This is a genomic window from Streptomyces sp. NPDC090106 (genome assembly GCF_044747265.1).
Lineage (GTDB): Bacteria > Actinomycetota > Actinomycetes > Streptomycetales > Streptomycetaceae > Streptomyces.
Genome location: NZ_JBIVDS010000001.1, coordinates 1143384 through 1161021, shown reverse-complemented (window position 1 = coordinate 1161021; position 17638 = coordinate 1143384). Strand labels below are relative to the sequence as shown.

The 17638-nt window shown below is 70.7% G+C and carries 17 protein-coding genes; 9 read left to right on the top strand and 8 right to left on the bottom strand.

Annotated features, from left to right (window positions below; genetic code table 11):
* Positions 1-111: 111 nt before the first annotated feature.
* The 3 genes from ACIPSE_RS05195 to ACIPSE_RS05185 all read right to left on the bottom strand — a co-directional run bounded on the left by ACIPSE_RS05195 (position 112) and on the right by ACIPSE_RS05185 (position 3363).
* Positions 112-1680, bottom strand: coding sequence for a hypothetical protein (locus ACIPSE_RS05195; protein ID WP_401657515.1), 1569 nt, complete (start codon positions 1678-1680; stop codon positions 112-114).
* Complete coding sequence (locus ACIPSE_RS05190; RefSeq protein WP_401657513.1) at positions 1677-2612, bottom strand: trypsin-like peptidase domain-containing protein; 936 nt, start codon at positions 2610-2612, stop codon at positions 1677-1679. The genes ACIPSE_RS05195 and ACIPSE_RS05190 overlap by 4 nt, the downstream gene beginning before the upstream one ends.
* 313 nt (positions 2613-2925) lie before the next feature.
* On the bottom strand, positions 2926-3363 hold the full coding sequence (locus ACIPSE_RS05185) for a hypothetical protein (RefSeq protein WP_003974483.1): 438 nt from the start codon (positions 3361-3363) through the stop codon (positions 2926-2928).
* A gap of 528 nt (positions 3364-3891) precedes the next feature.
* Here ACIPSE_RS05185 and hemL point away from each other — a divergent pair.
* From hemL to ACIPSE_RS05145, 8 genes are all read left to right on the top strand, one after another.
* Complete coding sequence (gene hemL, locus ACIPSE_RS05180) at positions 3892-5223, top strand: glutamate-1-semialdehyde 2,1-aminomutase (protein WP_401657511.1); 1332 nt, start codon at positions 3892-3894, stop codon at positions 5221-5223.
* The gene (locus tag ACIPSE_RS05175; protein ID WP_401657509.1) at positions 5220-5903 is read left to right on the top strand and encodes a histidine phosphatase family protein; all 684 of its coding nucleotides are present in this window, start codon (positions 5220-5222) and stop codon (positions 5901-5903) included. The genes hemL and ACIPSE_RS05175 overlap by 4 nt, the downstream gene beginning before the upstream one ends.
* A 213-nt stretch (positions 5904-6116) precedes the next feature.
* The gene (locus tag ACIPSE_RS05170; protein WP_401657507.1) at positions 6117-7427 is read left to right on the top strand and encodes a polysaccharide deacetylase family protein; all 1311 of its coding nucleotides are present in this window, start codon (positions 6117-6119) and stop codon (positions 7425-7427) included.
* A 77-nt stretch (positions 7428-7504) separates the two neighbouring features.
* Entirely contained in the window at positions 7505-8107 is a 603-nt protein-coding gene (locus tag ACIPSE_RS05165) for a TlpA family protein disulfide reductase (protein ID WP_401657505.1), read from the top strand.
* A 1-nt stretch (position 8108) separates the two neighbouring features.
* Entirely contained in the window at positions 8109-8894 is a 786-nt protein-coding gene (locus ACIPSE_RS05160) for a cytochrome c biogenesis CcdA family protein (protein ID WP_401657503.1), read from the top strand.
* A 4-nt stretch (positions 8895-8898) separates the two neighbouring features.
* On the top strand, positions 8899-10647 hold the full coding sequence (locus ACIPSE_RS05155) for a cytochrome c biogenesis protein ResB (protein WP_401657501.1): 1749 nt from the start codon (positions 8899-8901) through the stop codon (positions 10645-10647).
* A complete protein-coding gene (ccsB, locus tag ACIPSE_RS05150) occupies positions 10644-11747 on the top strand; it encodes a c-type cytochrome biogenesis protein CcsB (RefSeq protein ID WP_401657499.1) in 1104 nt (367 codons plus the stop codon). The genes ACIPSE_RS05155 and ccsB overlap by 4 nt, the downstream gene beginning before the upstream one ends.
* A 52-nt stretch (positions 11748-11799) precedes the next feature.
* A complete protein-coding gene (locus ACIPSE_RS05145; RefSeq protein WP_401657497.1) occupies positions 11800-12201 on the top strand; it encodes an SRPBCC domain-containing protein in 402 nt (133 codons plus the stop codon).
* A 19-nt stretch (positions 12202-12220) separates the two neighbouring features.
* Here the strand turns inward: ACIPSE_RS05145 and ACIPSE_RS05140 are convergent, their stop codons facing one another.
* Together ACIPSE_RS05140 and ACIPSE_RS05135 are read right to left on the bottom strand one after the other, a co-directional pair.
* On the bottom strand, positions 12221-13198 hold the full coding sequence (locus ACIPSE_RS05140; protein ID WP_401657495.1) for an isopenicillin N synthase family dioxygenase: 978 nt from the start codon (positions 13196-13198) through the stop codon (positions 12221-12223).
* Positions 13191-13634 (bottom strand): nucleoside deaminase, encoded by a 444-nt coding sequence (locus ACIPSE_RS05135; RefSeq protein WP_401657493.1) that lies wholly within the window; start codon positions 13632-13634, stop codon positions 13191-13193. Before ACIPSE_RS05135 ends, ACIPSE_RS05140 begins: the two co-directional genes overlap by 8 nt.
* A 91-nt stretch (positions 13635-13725) precedes the next feature.
* On the opposite strand from ACIPSE_RS05135, the gene ACIPSE_RS05130 reads away from it, so the two are divergent.
* Positions 13726-14979 carry a PucR family transcriptional regulator gene (locus ACIPSE_RS05130; RefSeq protein ID WP_401657491.1) on the top strand — a complete coding sequence of 418 codons (1254 nt, stop codon included), beginning with the start codon at positions 13726-13728 and terminating at the stop codon, positions 14977-14979.
* 32 nt (positions 14980-15011) lie between these two features.
* Here the strand turns inward: ACIPSE_RS05130 and ACIPSE_RS05125 are convergent, their stop codons facing one another.
* The 3 genes from ACIPSE_RS05125 to argG form a co-directional block, all read right to left on the bottom strand.
* Positions 15012-15374 (bottom strand): hypothetical protein, encoded by a 363-nt coding sequence (locus ACIPSE_RS05125; RefSeq protein WP_401657489.1) that lies wholly within the window; start codon positions 15372-15374, stop codon positions 15012-15014.
* Entirely contained in the window at positions 15371-15976 is a 606-nt protein-coding gene (locus ACIPSE_RS05120; protein ID WP_401657487.1) for a DUF6232 family protein, read from the bottom strand. The genes ACIPSE_RS05125 and ACIPSE_RS05120 overlap by 4 nt, the downstream gene beginning before the upstream one ends.
* Before the next feature lie 204 nt (positions 15977-16180).
* Positions 16181-17635, bottom strand: coding sequence for an argininosuccinate synthase (argG, locus tag ACIPSE_RS05115; protein WP_401657485.1), 1455 nt, complete (start codon positions 17633-17635; stop codon positions 16181-16183).
* Positions 17636-17638 lie beyond the last annotated feature (3 nt).

Sequence of the window (17638 nt, the reverse complement as noted above, 5' to 3'; positions counted from 1 at the left end):
GGCGGCGCCTTCCGGCTCCGGGTCAGGCGTGTGCTGCTCCGTGGACGAGCCCTGCGTGTCCTCTGCCGGACGCGTCCTTCCGGTCTCGCTGTCCTCGGGAAGCATCTCGTCCTACTCTCCCCCCTGCGCGGAAGACTCCGCCGCCTCTCCCCGCCCGCCCGGAAGGCGGGAAGGGTCGTCCCAGAGCAGTGCCGCGTGGCTGCCGAGTGGAGAAGAGCCACCCCCAGCAGCATCCCCGCCTTCGGCCGCTATGCGCAACGACCTGACTTCGTCAGGTAACCGGTGAATGCCCTTGCCCAAGGCGAGTTCGAGCAATTCGCTGCGAAAGCCCGGGTCGATGCCCCCACGGCGATCCCAGACCACAACGGGCACCCCGGCACGAAGCGACGCATCCAGCTCTCTGGCCCCCGCACTCGCGCCTCTCAGGCCACCGGGCGGCTCGCTCAGGACGACCATGACGGGGTGCGGTGCGGAGAGCAGGCGGTCGGGGTGCTCGTCGGGGAACCAGTGGACCGGGCCGCGGCAGCCGGGCTTCAGGGCGTCCCACCGCCTGATCCAGCGTCCATGGGTGGCCCGGCCCTCCGCTCTCTCCAGGCTGCGCAGCACCACGGGATGGTCCTTGCCGAGCGTGGCCTCCGCGTCCCCGAATGCCTCCTTCGCCCAGGTTTCGACCGGTAGATCCATCAGATCCCGCGGCAGGACGAACTCCAGGGCGAGGTCTTCCGTGCAGGCGTAGGCCCACCCGGTCTCGGCCTCCTGGATGAGCGACTTCACGCGTTCGGGCAGGTCGGCCAAGTCGACCTCCACGTCGCCGCCCTTGACCGGATAGGCGTGCGAACCGCTGCCGCTCCGATACCAGTAGGTCAGCTGCCGCATGCCCTCGTGGTCCGAGTAGAACAGGGGACGCAGCCGGATCAGCAGCCAGGTGGAGGGAGCCCAGACGGTCTCCTCGTCGATCTCGGGCAACGGCATGGGGAGCATCGAGTCCTGCGGAGGCGCGAACTCCTCCGAGTCTGGGTCAGACTGACGAACGCTCCCCCCGTCAACGTTCGCAGGCCGGTCGGAGGTCCCCGCCGTTCCAGTGGCATACGCCTCCGGCCGCCCCCGCCACTCCGCCGCCCACTCCCGCAACTCCTGCTGCTGCTGCCCCTTCGCGTACCGCGCGAGGTGTTCGACCAGGAGGACGCAGGGCAGGGGGCGGCCGGGGCGGGCGTTGAGGGTCGCGGCGTGCAGCACCGCCGACCACGGTTCCGCGCAGTGCGCCGGCAGGGGATCGGGGCGGTCGCCCAGGGCCTCGCGGAACACCTCCGTGATGTCGAGCACTTCCAGGCCGCCGAGGAGAGCCATGAGCTGTTCCCATGCGCTCGCCGGGAAGAGTGGTACCTCGGCGAGGGCGATGGCCGTGCGCAGACGGGCCATCTCGCGGGTCTCCCCCTCCAGCAACGAGACCGCCCCACCCACCACTTGGAGGCCATTGGGGTACTGCATCGCGGCACGCAGCAGGGACAGCAGCGCGACGCGGCGGCGGCTGGTCTCGGGCAGTGTGATCCTGATGCCCAGTGCCCGGCCCACATGGCGTGCGCACTCGTGCAGCAGCGCCGGTTCCTCGAAGGACGGGACGGCGTCCAGTGCGTCGAGGAGAATCTTGGGCGGTCCCCATGAGTTCTGGTCGTGTGTCATGACGACCCGCCCCCCTGGACGGTCGGCCAGAGCTTCTCGACGAGGTCCAGGACGGCCCTGGCGGGTTGCGACTCGTCGTCGAGCAGCCGCACGGACTCGACCAGGGCCCGCCTGCCGTCCGGGTGCTGGACGCAGGCCTGGACGAGGAAGAAGAGCTGGAGCCGGGGCCGGGCATGGGTGCGGACGGAACGCCGTATGCGCGGCGGCAGCAGGCTGCGCAGGGTGGCTCCGTCGTCCTCCTCGACCAGCGCGATGTTCAGGAGGGCGTCCGCGAGGGCGAACTGGTCCCGGTCCGAGGGGGGTGACGACCGCTCCCCGGGTGATGTCGGAGACTCCAGTGCCGCCGTCAGGGCCGGCCACCTGCGTGCCGCGGCCTCCAGCGGCAGCATCCACGCCGCCCTGGTCTGCGGGTCGGTGTACGCCGCGGTGATCATGCCGACGACGTGACGGGCGACCGGGTCCCACACCCCCGCGCCGCTGAACCCCCGCCCGATGCGCGCGCCGCCGGTGCCGATCCCCTCCAGCTGGATCCAGTCCCGGTGGGGACCCCCGCGACCCACCAGCCTGGCTCTGGACCACAGCCCTTCGGGCGCTCCGGCCGGGAAGCCGTACACGTGCACCTCACGCCGGTCCGGTTCGCCGCACGGTCCGGCCCGCGCCACGGTGGTGCCGTCGGGAGGGGTCCACGCCGTGTGCAGCACGGCGAGGTCGACCCCGGACCCCCCGGCGAGCGGCCCCGGGAACCAGGCGTCCGCCGCGACGACGGCCTCACCCGCCGCGCTGCCCGCGTGCCCCGGCACGTCGATCCGTACGGGACCCGGCGGCGGCGCATCCGGACGTCCCTGACCCTGGCCGGCAGCCGATGCCGACGCCACGACATGCGCGCAGGTCAGCACCGTTCCGGGCAGCACCAGAATGCCCGCTCCCTGCACGGCTCCCCGCGATGACAGAACGCGGACTCTTCCTGAGGCCCCCACCTCAGCGGTGTCCCCCTTGGCCACTGACAGGTCCCCTCCCCCGCACGGAGCCGTCGACGGACAACTCCGTGAACGAGCCTGCGTACGAAGCGTGGGCGCTCGGTACACGGGCTGTGCGTATTCCGGAGTTTTACCGGTCGCGGCACCGGCGAATCATGGCCAGGGGCACGAGCACCCGCAAGCCCCTTTCAGGCAGCAAAAAGGGCGAGGTCCGAAGACCTCGCCCGATCCGTCCGGCGATCCGCAAGAAACCCCAGATCAGAGCCGATCAGGGCCACACCAGGCAATAAGGCTGATGCCCCGCCTCGTGCAACCGGTGGCTGAAGTCCTGCCATTCGTGGAGCAGCTGGTACACGTTGAACGCGTCCCGCGGGCCGCCCCGGTCCGGGACCGTGGACCAGATGAACGCCGCCGCGCCGACGGCCTCCTCGCCGATGCCGCGGAGCGGGTCGACGACCGTCATGGGGAGCTTGACCACGGCGTAGTCCGGGTGCAGGACGACCAGTTCGAGCGGCGGGACCTTGTGCAGGGGGACGCCCTCTATGCCGGTCAGGACCATCGCGGCCATCGTCTCCGGCTTGATCTTGGTGAACATGCCGTTCATGCCGAGCTCGTCGCCGCCGAGTTCCTCGGGGCGCATCGAGATCGGGACGCGGGCCGCGGTCGCGCCGTCGGGCGCGCCGAAGTACTTGTACGTCACCCCCACCCGACCACCATTCCTGCTCCCCGGGTTCAGCCGGTCGATCCGACGTTCGATACGTCGCTCGTCCCGTTCTGACTCACTCGGTACGTGTGCTGTTTCCGCGGCTTCCTCCGCTTCGCGCCGGTGCTTTCCCCGCCGGGCACGTCGAGGACCCAGGTCGTCAGTCCCCTCGCCCAGTCCGCCACCGCGATGCATATCTCCACCCGACTGCTTTTCTAGGACGCGTGGCCCCCGCCGCGCAACCCGATCATCGTGTCAGTGACCTCCCCCACGGCCGCCCGCCGAAACGTGCGGTGAAACACCTGTCCGCGGGATGCTCACCAGGATCCGGGGATCCTTCGACGGGCACCGACCGCCAGGGCACCCCGAGGGTCGTACGACCTGTGTGTATCAGAAGCCAGTCAGAAGCCGGTCAGGATTCAGTTTCGCAGATGGCGGTGGACAGCGGGCCGCGGTGGGCCGGGGAGCCTGGCCTACCCTGAGGAGGAACGTCGGCAACCGGAGTCCGAGAAGTCGGAGAAGTCGCAGGTCATGAGCGAAACGCCTAATACATCGCCGTATCCGTACGATGCGCCCGCCTCGCAGGCACTGTTCGACCGTGCGGCCACTGTCACACCGGGCGGCGTGAACTCCCCGGTGCGCGCCTTCCGTGCCGTGGGCGGCACGCCCCGGTTCATGGTGTCGGGCAAGGGCGCGTATCTGACCGACGCCGACGGGCGCGAGTACGTCGACCTCGTCTGCTCCTGGGGCCCCATGATCCTCGGGCACTCCCACCCGGAGGTGATCGCGGCCGTCCAGGACGCCGTCTCCCGGGGCACCTCCTTCGGCACGCCCGGCGAGGGAGAGGTCGCCCTCGCCGAGGAGATGGTCGCCCGCATCGCCCCGCTGGAGCAGGTCCGGCTCGTCTCCAGCGGCACCGAGGCGACCATGTCGGCCATCCGCCTCGCCCGCGGGTTCACCCGGCGTACCAAGGTCGTCAAGTTCGCCGGGTGCTACCACGGCCATGTCGACTCGCTCCTCGCCGCCGCGGGGTCCGGGGTCGCCACCTTCGCGCTGCCCGACACCCCCGGCGTCACCGGTGCCCAGGCCGGCGACACCATCGTCCTGCCGTACAACGACCTCGAAGCCGTGCAGGAGGCCTTCCACCGGCACCCCGGCGAGATCGCCTGTGTGATCACCGAGGCCTCGCCCGGCAACATGGGTGTCGTGCCGCCGCTGCCCGGCTTCAACCAGGGACTCAAGGACGCCTGCGCCGCCAACGGGGCTCTCTACATCTCCGACGAGGTCATGACCGGGTTCCGTACCAGCCGCGCCGGCTGGTACGGCATCGACGGGGTGCGGCCCGACCTGATGACCTTCGGCAAGGTCATGGGCGGCGGCTTCCCGGCCGCGGCCTTCGGCGGCCGTGCCGACGTCATGGCGCACCTCGCGCCCGCCGGCCCCGTCTACCAGGCCGGCACTCTCTCCGGTAACCCGGTCGCCACCGCCGCGGGCCTCGCCCAGCTGCGCCTGCTCGACGACGCCGCCTACGCCAAGGTCGACGCGGTCTCCGCGACCCTCCAGGGGCTCGTCTCCGAGGCGCTCGCCAAGGAAGGCGTCGCGCACACCGTCCAGAACGCGTCCAACATGTTCTCCGTGTTCTTCACCGACCGTCCGGTGCGCGACTACGAGGACGCCAAGAAGCAGGAGTCGTTCCGCTTCACCGCCTTCTTCCACTCGCTCCTCGCGCACGGCGTCTATCTGCCGCCGTCGTCCTTCGAGTCGTGGTTCGTGTCCACCGCCCACGACGACCAGGCGGTGCAGAAGATCGCCGACGCCCTTCCGGCGGCGGCCCGTGCGGCAGCGGAGGCCACGGCAGCATGACCAGCAACCCCGACATCACCGTCGTCCACCTCATGCGGCACGGCGAGGTCGCCAACCCCGACGGAGTGCTCTACGGGCGGCTCCCCGGGTACCACCTCTCCGAACTGGGCCGGCAGATGGCCGACCGCGTCGCCGAGCACCTCGCCCCGCGCGACGTGACGTACGTGTGCGCCTCGCCGCTGGAGCGGGCGCAGGAGACGGCGACGCCCATCGCCAAGGCGCACGGGCTGGACCTGGCGAGCGACGGGCGGCTCATCGAGGCCGACAACGTCTTCCAGGGCAAGACCTTCGGCGTCGGCGACGGCGCCCTGAAGCGGCCCGAGAACTGGAAGCACCTGGTCAACCCGTTCAAGCCGTCCTGGGGCGAGCCGTACGTCGACCAGGTCGTCCGGATGAAGGGCGCGCTCGACGCCGCGAAGGACGCCGCCCGGGGCCACGAGGCCGTGCTCGTCAGCCATCAGCTGCCGATCTGGATCGTGCGCTCCTACGTCGAGCGGCGGCGGCTATGGCACGACCCGCGCCGCCGGCAGTGCACGCTCGCCTCGCTGACCAGCTTCACGTACCAGGGCGACACGATCGTGTCCGTCGGCTACTCCGAGCCCGCGATCGACCTGGTGCCCGCGCATCTGCGGGCCGGGGCCAAGCCGGTCAAGGGCCAGGACAAGGCCTTCGGGGCGTAACACCCCTGGTTCACCGGCGCGTTCACGGGCGGGTCGCGGGGAGGCTCGGAGGCTCACCGGCGGGTGCGTGCAGGGTCATGCGCCGCTCCGCGGGCGGGTTGATACCCGCTCGTGACATATGTGACCGAATCTGTGCGATCGCTAGGAACCTCCCCGTCCGTCAAGTCCTCTGAATGGGTGACCATTCGCAGGACGTGACGGAACGGGGATGCCATGCGCACTCTCACCCGAAGGGGAGCACTCGGACTCGGCGCGGGAGGTGCCGCCGCCCTCGGACTCGCGGGATGCGGCACCCTCACCTCGTCGGACGGGCCGAGCCGGGCCGGAGGTTCCACACCCGGTGACAAAGCCGGTTCCTCGGCGAGCCCCACGGGTCACCCCGTGCGCCCTCTCGGTGACGGTTCCACCTCCTACACCGGCAAGCAGCCCGGCCAGCCCGCCCGGCCCGAGCCGCTGGAGCCGGGGCAGACGCCGCCGCAGTTCGTCGTCTTCTCCTGGGACGGGGCGGGCGAGGTCGGCAACGGGCTCTTCCCGCGCTTCCTGGACCTCGCCAAGGAACACGGCGCCCACATGACGTTCTTCCTGTCCGGGCTGTATCTCCTGCCCGAGTCGAAGAAACGGCTCTACACCCCGCCCAACAACCCCGTCGGCGCCTCCGACATCGGCTACCTCACCGACGAGCACGTCAAGGCCACACTGACCAACGTCCGCCGCGCCTGGCTCGAAGGCCACGAGATAGGCACCCACTTCAACGGCCACTTCTGCGCCGGACACGGCAGCGTCGGCAACTGGACGCCCCAGCAGTGGAAGAGCGAGATCGAGCAGGCCAAGTCCTTCGTCAAGGAGTGGCGGACCAACACCGGCTGGACCGACCTCCCGGCGCTCCCCTTCGACTACGACAAGGAACTCGTCGGCGGACGCACCCCCTGCCTCCTCGGCCAGGACAACCTGCTGCCCACCGCCCGCGAGCTCGGCTGGCGCTACGACGCCTCCTCGCCCGGCGGCCGGCAGGTCTGGCCGCAGAAGAAGGAAGGCCTGTGGGACCTCCCGCTCCAGCAGATCCCGTTCCCCGGGCACAGCTTCGAGGTCCTGTCCATGGACTACAACATGCTCGCCAACCAGTCGGTCAACTCCACCAACGCCCCCGCCCACAACTACCCGGCCTGGCGCAAGCAGGCCGCCGACGCCTACATATCCGGCTTCCGCCGCGCCTACGAGACCAACCGCGCCCCCTTCTTCGTCGGCAACCACTTCGAACAGTGGAACGGCGGCATCTACATGGACGCCGTCGAACAGGCCCTCCAGCACATCGCCGCCGAGAAGGACGCGGGCGAGGACGTCCGCCTCGTCTCCTTCCGCCAGTTCACCGACTGGATGGACGTCCAGAAGCCCGAGGTACTGGACCAGCTCCGCACCCTCGACGTCGGACAGGCCCCGGCCGGCGGCTGGAACACCTACCTCAAGGACACCACCGGGACCGGGACCGGGACCGGGACCGGGGAAGGGACGGCGGACGCCGCCTGAAATGCGGGTTTCCGCCCGCAAGGCGCCCAGAAGGGGGGTGCGCAAGATCCCCAGAACGGGCATGCGAAACTTTTCACATGAGTGCCCCGACCCGCTCCGGCCGTCGTGCCGTCCTGCTCACCGCCACCGTCGCGACCGCCGCGCTCGCGCTGTCCGCGTGCGGCTCGGGCGGCGCCGAGGGAGGCGGCGGTGACACCGGCTTCATCACCGGCAAGAACGGCATCGCCACGGTCGAGAAGGACAAGCGGACCGACGCGCCCGTGCTGTCCGGCAAGACCATCGACGGCAAGCAGCTCTCCACCGCCGACTACAAGGGCAAGGTCCTCGTCGTCAACGTGTGGGGCTCGTGGTGCTCGCCCTGCCGGGCCGAGGCGGAGAACCTCCAGAAGGTCTACGAGCAGTACCAGGACAAGGGCGTCGAGTTCGTCGGCATCAACACCCGGGACACCAACACCACCTCGGCGATCAACTTCGAGAAGGAGTTCGGGGTCACCTACCCGAGCCTGTACGACCCGACGGGCAAGCAGATGCTCCGCTTCGAGAAGGGCACGCTCAACCCGCAGCTCATCCCCTCCACCCTCGTCATCGACAAGGACGGGAAGATCGCCGCGCGGGCCCTCCAGGCGCTCGGCGAGGACACCCTGCGCGGCATGATCAAGCCCGTCCTCGCGGAGAAGTGACGTGAGCGCGGTCACCACGCTCGCGGCGGACACGTACAACGGCACCGTCATGAACGGCACCGTCATGAACGGCGCCCTGCTGCTCGCGCTGCCCGTCGCCGTCCTCGGCGGACTCGTCTCCTTCTTCTCCCCGTGCGTCCTCCCGCTGGTCCCCGGCTATCTCTCGTACGTCACCGGCGTCAGCGGCACCGATCTCGCCGAGGCCCGGCGCGGGCGGATGGTCGCCGGGGCCTCGCTGTTCGTCCTCGGCTTCACCGTGGTGTTCGTCTCCGGCGGAGCCCTGTTCGGGTTCTGGGGGCAGAACCTCCAGGACAACAAGGACGTCCTGTCGAAGATCCTCGGCGTCCTGATGATCCTCATGGGTGTCTTCTTCATGGGGCTCATGCCCTGGCTCACCCAGCGGGAGTTCCGCTTCCACAGGCGGCCCGCGAGCGGGCTCGTCGGCGCCCCGCTGCTCGGCGCGCTCTTCGGCATCGGATGGACGCCGTGCATCGGGCCGACCCTCGCCTCCGTGCAGACCCTGGCGATGACACAGGCCAGCGCCGGCCGCGGCGCCATACTGACCGTCGCCTACTGCCTGGGTCTGGGCATCCCCTTCGTGCTCGCCGCAGTAGCCTTCCGCAAGGCGCTCGGCGCCTTCGCCTGGGTGAAGAAGCACTACGTCTGGGTGATGCGCATCGGCGGCACCATGATGATCGCGACCGGCGTACTGCTGCTCACCGGCGCATGGGACCGCATCGTGCAGGAGATGCAGGTCTGGTCCAACGGCTTCACTGTGGGGATCTGACGCGATGAGCAAGACGACAACGGACACACCCGAGGGGACCGGGCCCGCCGGACCGGCCGGTGACGAGGATCTCGGCGCCGCCGGCTCCCAGCTCTCCACCGCGCCCGAGGACAGCCTGAACATGCCCTCGCTGGGCCTGATCGGCTGGGCCCGCTGGTTCTGGCGGCAGCTCACCTCCATGCGGGTCGCGCTGCTGCTGCTCCTGCTGCTGGCCCTGTGCGCGATCCCCGGCTCGCTGATCCCGCAGACCGGCAACGACGAGACGAAGGTCGCCGACTTCGCGAAGGCGCACACCACGCTCGCGCCGGTCTACGAGAAGCTCGGCCTCTTCCACGTCTACAGCTCGGTGTGGTTCTCCTCCATCTACATCCTGCTGTTCGTCTCCCTCATCGGCTGCATCGTCCCGCGCACCTGGCAGTTCGTCGGCCAGCTCCGCGGCCGTCCGCCGGGCGCCCCCCGGCGGCTGAACCGGCTGCCCGCGTACACGACCTGGCGCACCGGCGCCGAGCCCGAGCAGGTCCGTGAGGCCGCGCTCGCGCTGCTGAAGAAGCGCCGCTTCCGCGCCCACCCGGTCGGGGACGCGGTCGCCGCCGAGAAGGGCTATCTGCGCGAGGTCGGCAACCTCGCCTTCCACATCGCGCTCATCGTGATGCTGATCGCCTTCGCCTGGGGCCAGCTCTTCAAGATGGAGGGCAACAAGCTGATCGTCGAGGGCGACGGCTTCTCCAACACCCTCACCCAGTACGACGACTTCAAGTCCGGCAACCTCTTCGACCAGGACGAGCTGGAGCCGTTCAGCTTCACCCTCGACGACTTCCTCGGCACCTACGAGAAGAGCGGCCCCAACAAGGGCACCGCCCGTACCTTCCAGGCCACCGTCGACTACAGCCTCGGCGCGTACGGCAAGGCCGAGAAGCATGTCGTCAAGGTCAACGAGCCGCTGAAGGTCGGCGACTCCAAGGTCTATCTCACCGCCCACGGCTACGCCCCGGTGATCACCGTCAAGGACAGCGCGGGCAAGGTCGTCTACAGCGACGCCGTCCCGCTGCTCCCGCTCGACTCCAACGTCACCTCCACCGGTGTGATCAAGGTCCTCGACGGCTACAAGAGCGCCAAGGGCGTCAGCGAGCAGCTCGGCATCTCGGCCTTCTTCCTGCCGACGTACACGGCCGGCAGCGAGACCGTCTCGACCTTCCCGGCGCTCGACAACCCCGTCCTGAACCTCACGCCCTACTACGGTGACCTCGGCGTCAACTCCGGCATCCCGCAGAGCGTGTACCAGCTCGACAAGACCCATATGAAGGGCTTCAAGGACGCCGAGGGCGAGCAGGTCCGGGAGAACCTCAAGCCCGGCGAGACCATGAAGCTCCCCGGCGGCAACGGCACCATCACCTACGAGAAGACCGTGGAGTGGGCGAACTTCCAGGTCACCCGGCAGCCCGGCAGCGGCTGGGCGCTGGCCGGTGCCATCGCCGCCATCTTCGGTCTCGCCGGGTCCCTGTTCATCCAGCGCCGCCGGGTGTGGGTGCGCGCGGTGAAGGGCGCCGACGGCGTCACCGTCGTCGAGATGGCCGGGCTCGGCCGCAGCGAGTCCGCCAAGGTGCCCGAGGAACTCGGCGACCTCGCCGGGATCCTGTACGACCAGGCGCCGGGGGCCCCCGACCCGGACCCCGAACCCGACGGGGGCGCCACCGACGCCTCCGACACCCCCGAACCCCCAGTCGTACCTGCCGAAGGGGCTGACCAGCAGTGACCCCCGCTTCCGTGACGACGACGCTCGCCGTTGCCACCAACGAACATCTCGCGAACCTCAGCAACACGCTGATCTACTCCGCGATGGCCGTCTACACACTGGCCTTCTTCGCGTACATCGCCGAATGGATCTTCGGCAGCCGCAGCAAGATCGGCCGTACCGCGGCGGCGCTCACCAGCAAGCCGGGCGGCGCCAAGGCGGCACCCGCGGTCACGGTGAAGAAGGGCGGCTCCACCGCCGTACTGGAGCGCCCGCAGGTCGTCGTGCGGGCGGCTGCCGGGCAGCGGGACGTGCCGGACGGGCCCGGTGCGCACGGCGGTGACGAGCAGGGCGACCTCTACGGCCGTATCGCCGTGTCCCTCACCGTCCTGGCGTTCCTCGTCGAGTTCGCCGGGGTGCTGGCGCGGGCGCTGTCGGTGCAGCGGGCGCCGTGGGGCAACATGTACGAGTTCAACCTCACCTTCTCCACGGTGGCGGTCGGCGTGTACCTGACGCTGCTGGCGCTGAAGAAGAACGTGCGCTGGATGGGCCTGTTCCTGATCACCACGGTCCTCCTCGACCTCGGCCTCGCCGTCACCGTCTTGTACACCGCGAGCGACCAGTTGGTTCCCGCGCTGCACTCGTACTGGCTGTACATCCACGTCTCCACCGCGATCCTGTGCGGTGCCGTCTTCTACGTGGGCGCGGTCGCCACCCTGCTGTACCTCTTCAAGGACAGCTACGAGGCCAAGCTCGCGGGCGGCGGCAAGCCCGGCCGGTTCGCCACCTCGTTCCTGGAGCGGCTGCCCGCCTCGTCGTCCCTGGACAAGTTCTCCTACCGCGTGAACGCGGCGGTCTTCCCGCTGTGGACGTTCACGATCATCGCGGGCGCGATCTGGGCGGGCGACGCCTGGGGCCGCTACTGGGGCTGGGACCCCAAGGAGACCTGGTCCTTCATCACCTGGGTCGCCTACGCCTGCTACCTGCACGCCCGCGCCACCGCCGGCTGGAAGGGCCGCAAGGCCGCCTACCTGGCCCTGATCGCCTTCGGCTGCTGGCTCTTCAACTACTACGGCGTGAACATCTTCGTCTCCGGCAAGCACTCCTACGCCGGGGTCTGAACCGTCCGTCACGCGGGCTGCGGATCGCGCGGTCCGGGGTCAGGCTGGTGTCATGAGCGGATCCGTCGAGCAGGGCACCGGCCAGACCCACGGCAGCACGCGCCTCCTCCACTTCCTGGTCCGTCTGTCCGGGCCCATGGGGGAGGTCTGGACGGCGGTGGCCACCCCGGAGGGGCTCGCCGCCTGGTGCACCACCGTCGACGTCCTGGAACCCCACCTCGGCGGCGCGGTCACCCTCGGTGACGGCGGCGGGGGCCGCATCACCGCCTGGGACGTGGACCGGGTCGCCGAGTACACGCTGGAGAGCGGCGGCCGTCTCCGCTTCCACCTGGAACGCGACGGCGACGCGGCGACCGTCCTGCGCTTCACCCACGAGTCCATTGGCGCACAGGCCGACGAGCCGCTCTGGCGTTCCCGCTTCGAGCGGCTCGTCGCCGTGTTCGGCCCACCGTGACCGAGGCCGGCCGGCGTGTTCAGCCCACCGTGATCGAGTCCAGCTGACCGCGCAGGTACACATGGGAGTCGACCGGTTCGTACGCCACGCGGCCGATCGGGGCCGGGACCGACTCCACGAGGGTGCCCGGGGTGCACTCGCCGAAGTAGACGAGGGACATGAGTTCCTCGGCCGGGGCGTCGGCGGGCGGGGGCAGGACGCGGTGGCGGCCCGAGCGCCAGCGGTCGCCGGTCCAGCGGGCCATCAGATCGCCGATGTTGATGGTGAACGCGTCGGGATCGAAGGGTGCGTCCTCCCAGCCGCCCTCGTCCGTCCACACCTGGAGGCCGCCCTTGCCGGCTTGGCGGTCGAGGATGGTGACCGTGCCGAAGTCGGTGTGCGGGCCGATGCGGAACTGGCCGGGCTCCGGCGCGCCGACGACGTCCGTGCCCGGGTACCAGTTGATGTTGAAGCCGTACGTCGGGTGCCCCATGTGCCGGGAGAAGAAGTCGGGTTCGAGGCCGAGCGCCTCGCCCAGCAGCGACAGCAGCTCCTTCTCCAGGTCCTCCATCCGGGCCAGGTACTCCTCGACGAGCCCGCGCAGCTCAGGGGCCTCGTCCGGCCACACGTTGGGCGCGGACCACTCGGCGTTCACGGCCGGGTCGTCGAACGGCTCGTGCGTCGCGAACGACAGGGACTCCTTGAGGTCCGGCGGGGTCTCGGTGCCCTCCGAGTAGCCGTTGGCCTCCGCGCCCGGGCCGAGCCAGCCGCGTCCGCCGACCTTCACGGCGTACGGCTCCTTGACCTCGGCGGGCAGCCGGAAGAAGGCCCGTGCGGCGTCGCGGATCGCGGTCCGCAGGGCGGGGTCCACGCCGTGCCCGGTGACCAGCAGGAACCCGGCGGTCTGGAGCGCCGAGTCGACGGTCCGGGCGATGGCGGCCCGGGCCTCGGGGCCGCCCTCGACCCAGGGCCGGAGGTCGACGGTGGGGATACGGGGCTGCGTTTGCGGTTCAGACACCGATGTCCTCGTTCCAGAGTGCCGGGTTGTTCTCGATGAAGTCGCGCATCAGCGCGGTGCATTCGGCGTCGTCCAGCAGGACGATCTCCACGCCGTGCTCGGCGAGCCAGTCGTGGCCGCCGTGGAAGGTGGCCGCCTCGCCGATCACCACCCGCGAGATCCCGAACTGGCGGACCAGACCGGAGCAGTACCAGCAGGGGGAGAGGGTGGTGACCATGGTCGTGCCGCGGTACGACCGCTGCCGCCCCGCCGCGCGGAACGCCGCCGTCTCCGCGTGCATGGAGGGGTCGTCGTCCTGGACGCGCCGGTTGTGGCCGCCGCCCAGCAGGGTGCCGTCGGCGCCGTAGAGCGCCGCGCCGATGGGGATGCCGCCCTCGCCGAGGCCGGTGCGGGCCTCGGCGACGGCGGTCGCGAGCCACGTGCGGAAAAGGTCCATGTCCTTACTCTCCTGTGGCCGAAACACGAGGGCAACGTGCGGAAAGTACTCTCCGGGCAGCTCACAGCCGGACGAACTGTCGGGAGGCGCGATGCCCGCTCTCACCCTCCGCGAGATCCTCGCCCTCGACCCCGTCCGCGCCACCGAGCCCGAGCTGCTCGCCGGAGCCGGGGGACTGGACCGCCCCGTGCGCTGGGTGCACTCCAGCGAGGTGTACGAGGGCGCCAACTTCCTCGACGGCGGCGAACTGCTGCTCACCAACGGGTTCGGGCTCGCCGAGCACGGTGACGAGGAGACCCGGCGGCGCTACGTCCGGGAGCTGGCGGCGCGGGGCGCGGCCGGGCTGGCCGTGGAGGTGGGCCGCTCCCTGCCCGCCATGCCGGACGAGGTGACCGACGAGGCCCGGCGGCTGGCGCTGCCGCTGCTGGCGCTGCACCGGGTGGTGCCGTTCGTCAGGATCACCGAGGCCGCCAACCGGGCGATCGTCGCGCGCGGCCTGTCCGGGCGCTCGGTGGTACGGCCCTGGGGCGGGGACCACACGGCGGCCCTGCTGGCCGACCTCGCCGACCGGGCGGCGCTGAACCAGCCGGAGGTGGAGGCGCGGGCGGCGCTCGCCGGGTTCCACCCGGGGCCGGGGGCGCGGCTGGTCGGGGTGTCCGTGCACGGGACGCGGGAGACGGCGGTCGTGGACCGGGCGGTGCGGACGCTGGGCGGGCCCGCGGCGCTGCGGGCGGTGTTCCCCGGTGACGTGCTGGCGCTGCTGTCCCTGCCGTCGGGGCGGTCGGGGGACCTGGTGCGGGCCGTGCAGGAGGCGTTCCGCGCGCGGGCCTCGGCCGGGGTCACGGTGGCCGTCGGGCACGCGGTCGCCGCGGGCGGGGGCTGGCTGCGCTGGAGCGACACGCTGCGAGCGGCCCGCACGACCCTGGAGCTGGCCCTGACCGTGCCCGCCGCCGAACCCGGCGCCCCCGAGGGGCCGTTGGTGACCTCCTCTCGCGCCCTCGCCCTCGAACGCGAGCTGACCCGGGGCGGGGTGGACGCCAACCGCGAACGTCTGACGGCCATGGTCCAGCACGTCCTCGGCCCCCTGCTCGACTGGGAGTCGGCGCACGCCAGCGACCTCGTCCGCACCCTGGAGACCCATCTGCGCAACGGCTGTTCCCCGACCCGCACCGCCGCCCTGCTCCACATCGGCCGTCAGTCCCTCTACCAACGCCTGGAGCGCATCGAGTCGTTGCTCGGCCTGGACATCGGGGACCCGGAGCTGCTGGGCGAGCTGCTCTCGGCGGCCTGTGCGCACCGGGTGGTGCGCGGCGAGGTACGGGACCGGCTGCGGAGGGTGGCCTGACTCCGGCGCACCCTCCGACGGCCCCTTGCCGCCTACGGGTTGCCGAGCAGGCCGAGGATGCGGTTGACGGCTTCCAGGACCGGCTGGCCCACCGCGCCGATCGTCGCCGCGATGCCCGCGACGGCCATCAGCGCGCGGTGGCGGTCCTGCGGCACCGCGTCGGCGCCGGTACGGATCGCGGGCAGCGAGTCGTCGATGGCCTCGGCGCTCGCCTCCGGGACCTGGCCGCGCAACTGCTCGACGAGCAGGCGCAGTTCGTCGACCGCTTCCTGGAGGGCGGAGGAGGCCGCCGCCGGGTCCGCGGCCGGGCCGTGGTGGTGGACGATGCCGGTGTTGCCGGTGCCGCCGTGGATGTTGACGTTGTCGCCGTAGTAGTGGTTGTCGCCGCCGCTCATCGGTTCGCCACTCCTACGTTGCCGCTGCCGCCGTACATGTTGACGTTGTCGCCGAAGTAGTAGTTCCTGGGGTTGACCATGAGGCGGTCCACCTGGACGAGGAACTCGGTCTCGGGGTTCTCGATGGCGTGCACGACGGACCCGACGAGCTGGTCCAGGACGCGCGGGTCGGCGCTGGTCACGATGGCCATGGACGGGCCGGACGTCTCGACGGCCAGCACGTACCTGTCGGGCGACGTCAGCACGGAGATCAGCTCGACGGCGCTGAAGACGAGCGCGGCCAGCGCGCCCAGCCAGACGGCGGTGACGATCCCGCCGGCCGCGTCCTCGCTCGCGAGGCTGGTGATGCCGCCGAGGATCGTCATGGCGAACGCCACCGACAGGATGATCGCCAGCCGCTTGAGGAAGGTCACGGTGGCGTCCCGGCGCCGGGGCGTGAGGGTGAACGTGTGCACGCGGGTGACGTTGGCCAGCGGGTACGCGGCTCCGTCGACCCACAACAGGTGCTTGCCGACGCGCAGTTCGACGCTGCCGTGTGTCCGGGGCGGGACGGGGGGCGGCGGCGGGACGGCGGGCGGCGCGGGCGGTTGTGTTCTCTCCATCGGCTCCCCCGAGCTCTGCTGTCTCTGACTTCTCGTCATTAACCACCTGGCGCGGCGGTCGGCGCAAGCCGGTATTCGCGAGCAACTGTGAGGCGGACGGGGAGAGTTGGACGGGGAGAGTTGAGAGGGAATCGCAGAGGGCCGGCCCACGGTCGCGTGGGCCGGCCCTCTGCGAGTGCTCCGGCTACGGGTGCTCCGGTGACGTCAGTCCGTGCCGAACTCCATCGCCGCGCTGTCCAGCAGCTCGTCGTGGTCGGAGACCTCGCCGCGGGAGGCGATGGCCTCCGCGCCGCCCTCGGGAAGTTCGGGCATGGTGCCGATGAGGCCGGTGGCGGCGGCCTGGGCGGCGCCGATGGCCGGGTTGCCGGCGCCGAGGAGGCCGAGGCCCGCGTACTGCTCCAGCTTGGCGCGGGAGTCGGCGATGTCCAGGTTGCGCATGGTCAGCTGGCCGATGCGGTCCACCGGGCCGAACGCCGAGTCGGCCGTCCGCTCCATGGAGAGCTTGTCGGGGTGGTACGAGAACGCCGGGCCCGTGGTGTTCAGGACCGAGTAGTCCTCGCCGCGGCGCAGCCGCAGGGTGACCTCGCCCGTGATCGCCGCGCCGACCCACCGCTGGAGCGACTCGCGGATCATCAGCGCCTGCGGGTCCAGCCAGCGGCCCTCGTACATCAGCCGGCCGAGGCGACGGCCCTCGATGTGGTACTGGGCGAGGGTGTCCTCGTTGTGGATGGCGTTGACGAGACGCTCGTAGGCGGCGTGCAGCAGGGCCATGCCGGGGGCCTCGTAGATGCCGCGGCTCTTCGCCTCGATGATGCGGTTCTCGATCTGGTCGGACATGCCCAGGCCGTGGCGCCCGCCGATGGCGTTGGCCTCCATGACCAGGTCGACCGCCGTCGCGAACTCCTTGCCGTTGATCGTGACGGGACGGCCCTGGTCGAAGCCGATCGTGACGTCCTCGGTGGCGATCTCGACCGACGGGTCCCAGAACTTGACGCCCATGATCGGCTCGACGGTCTCCAGGGAGACGTCGAGGTGCTCCAGCGTCTTCGCCTCGTGCGTGGCGCCCCAGATGTTGGCGTCGGTGGAGTACGCCTTCTCCGTCGAGTCCCGGTAGGGCAGGCCGTGGGCGACCAGCCACTCCGACATCTCCTTGCGGCCGCCCAGCTCGGTCACGAAGTCCGCGTCCAGCCACGGCTTGTAGATCCGCAGGTGGGGGTTGGCGAGCAGGCCGTAGCGGTAGAACCGCTCGATGTCGTTGCCCTTGTACGTCGAGCCGTCGCCCCAGATCTGGACGTCGTCCTCCAGCATCGCCCGCACCAGCAGCGTGCCGGTGACGGCACGGCCCAGCGGGGTGGTGTTGAAGTACGCCCGGCCGCCGGAGCGGATGTGGAACGCGCCGCAGGTGAGCGCGGCCAGGCCCTCCTCGACCAGCGCCGCGCGGCAGTCGACCAGACGCGCGATCTCGGCGCCGTAGGCCTTGGCGCGGCCGGGGACCGAGGCGATGTCGGGCTCGTCGTACTGGCCGATGTCGGCCGTGTAGGTGCAGGGGATGCCGCCCTTGTCACGCATCCACGCGACGGCGACGGACGTGTCGAGACCGCCCGAGAAGGCGATGCCGACGCGCTCGCCGGCGGGCAGGGAGGTGAGGACCTTGGACATAGG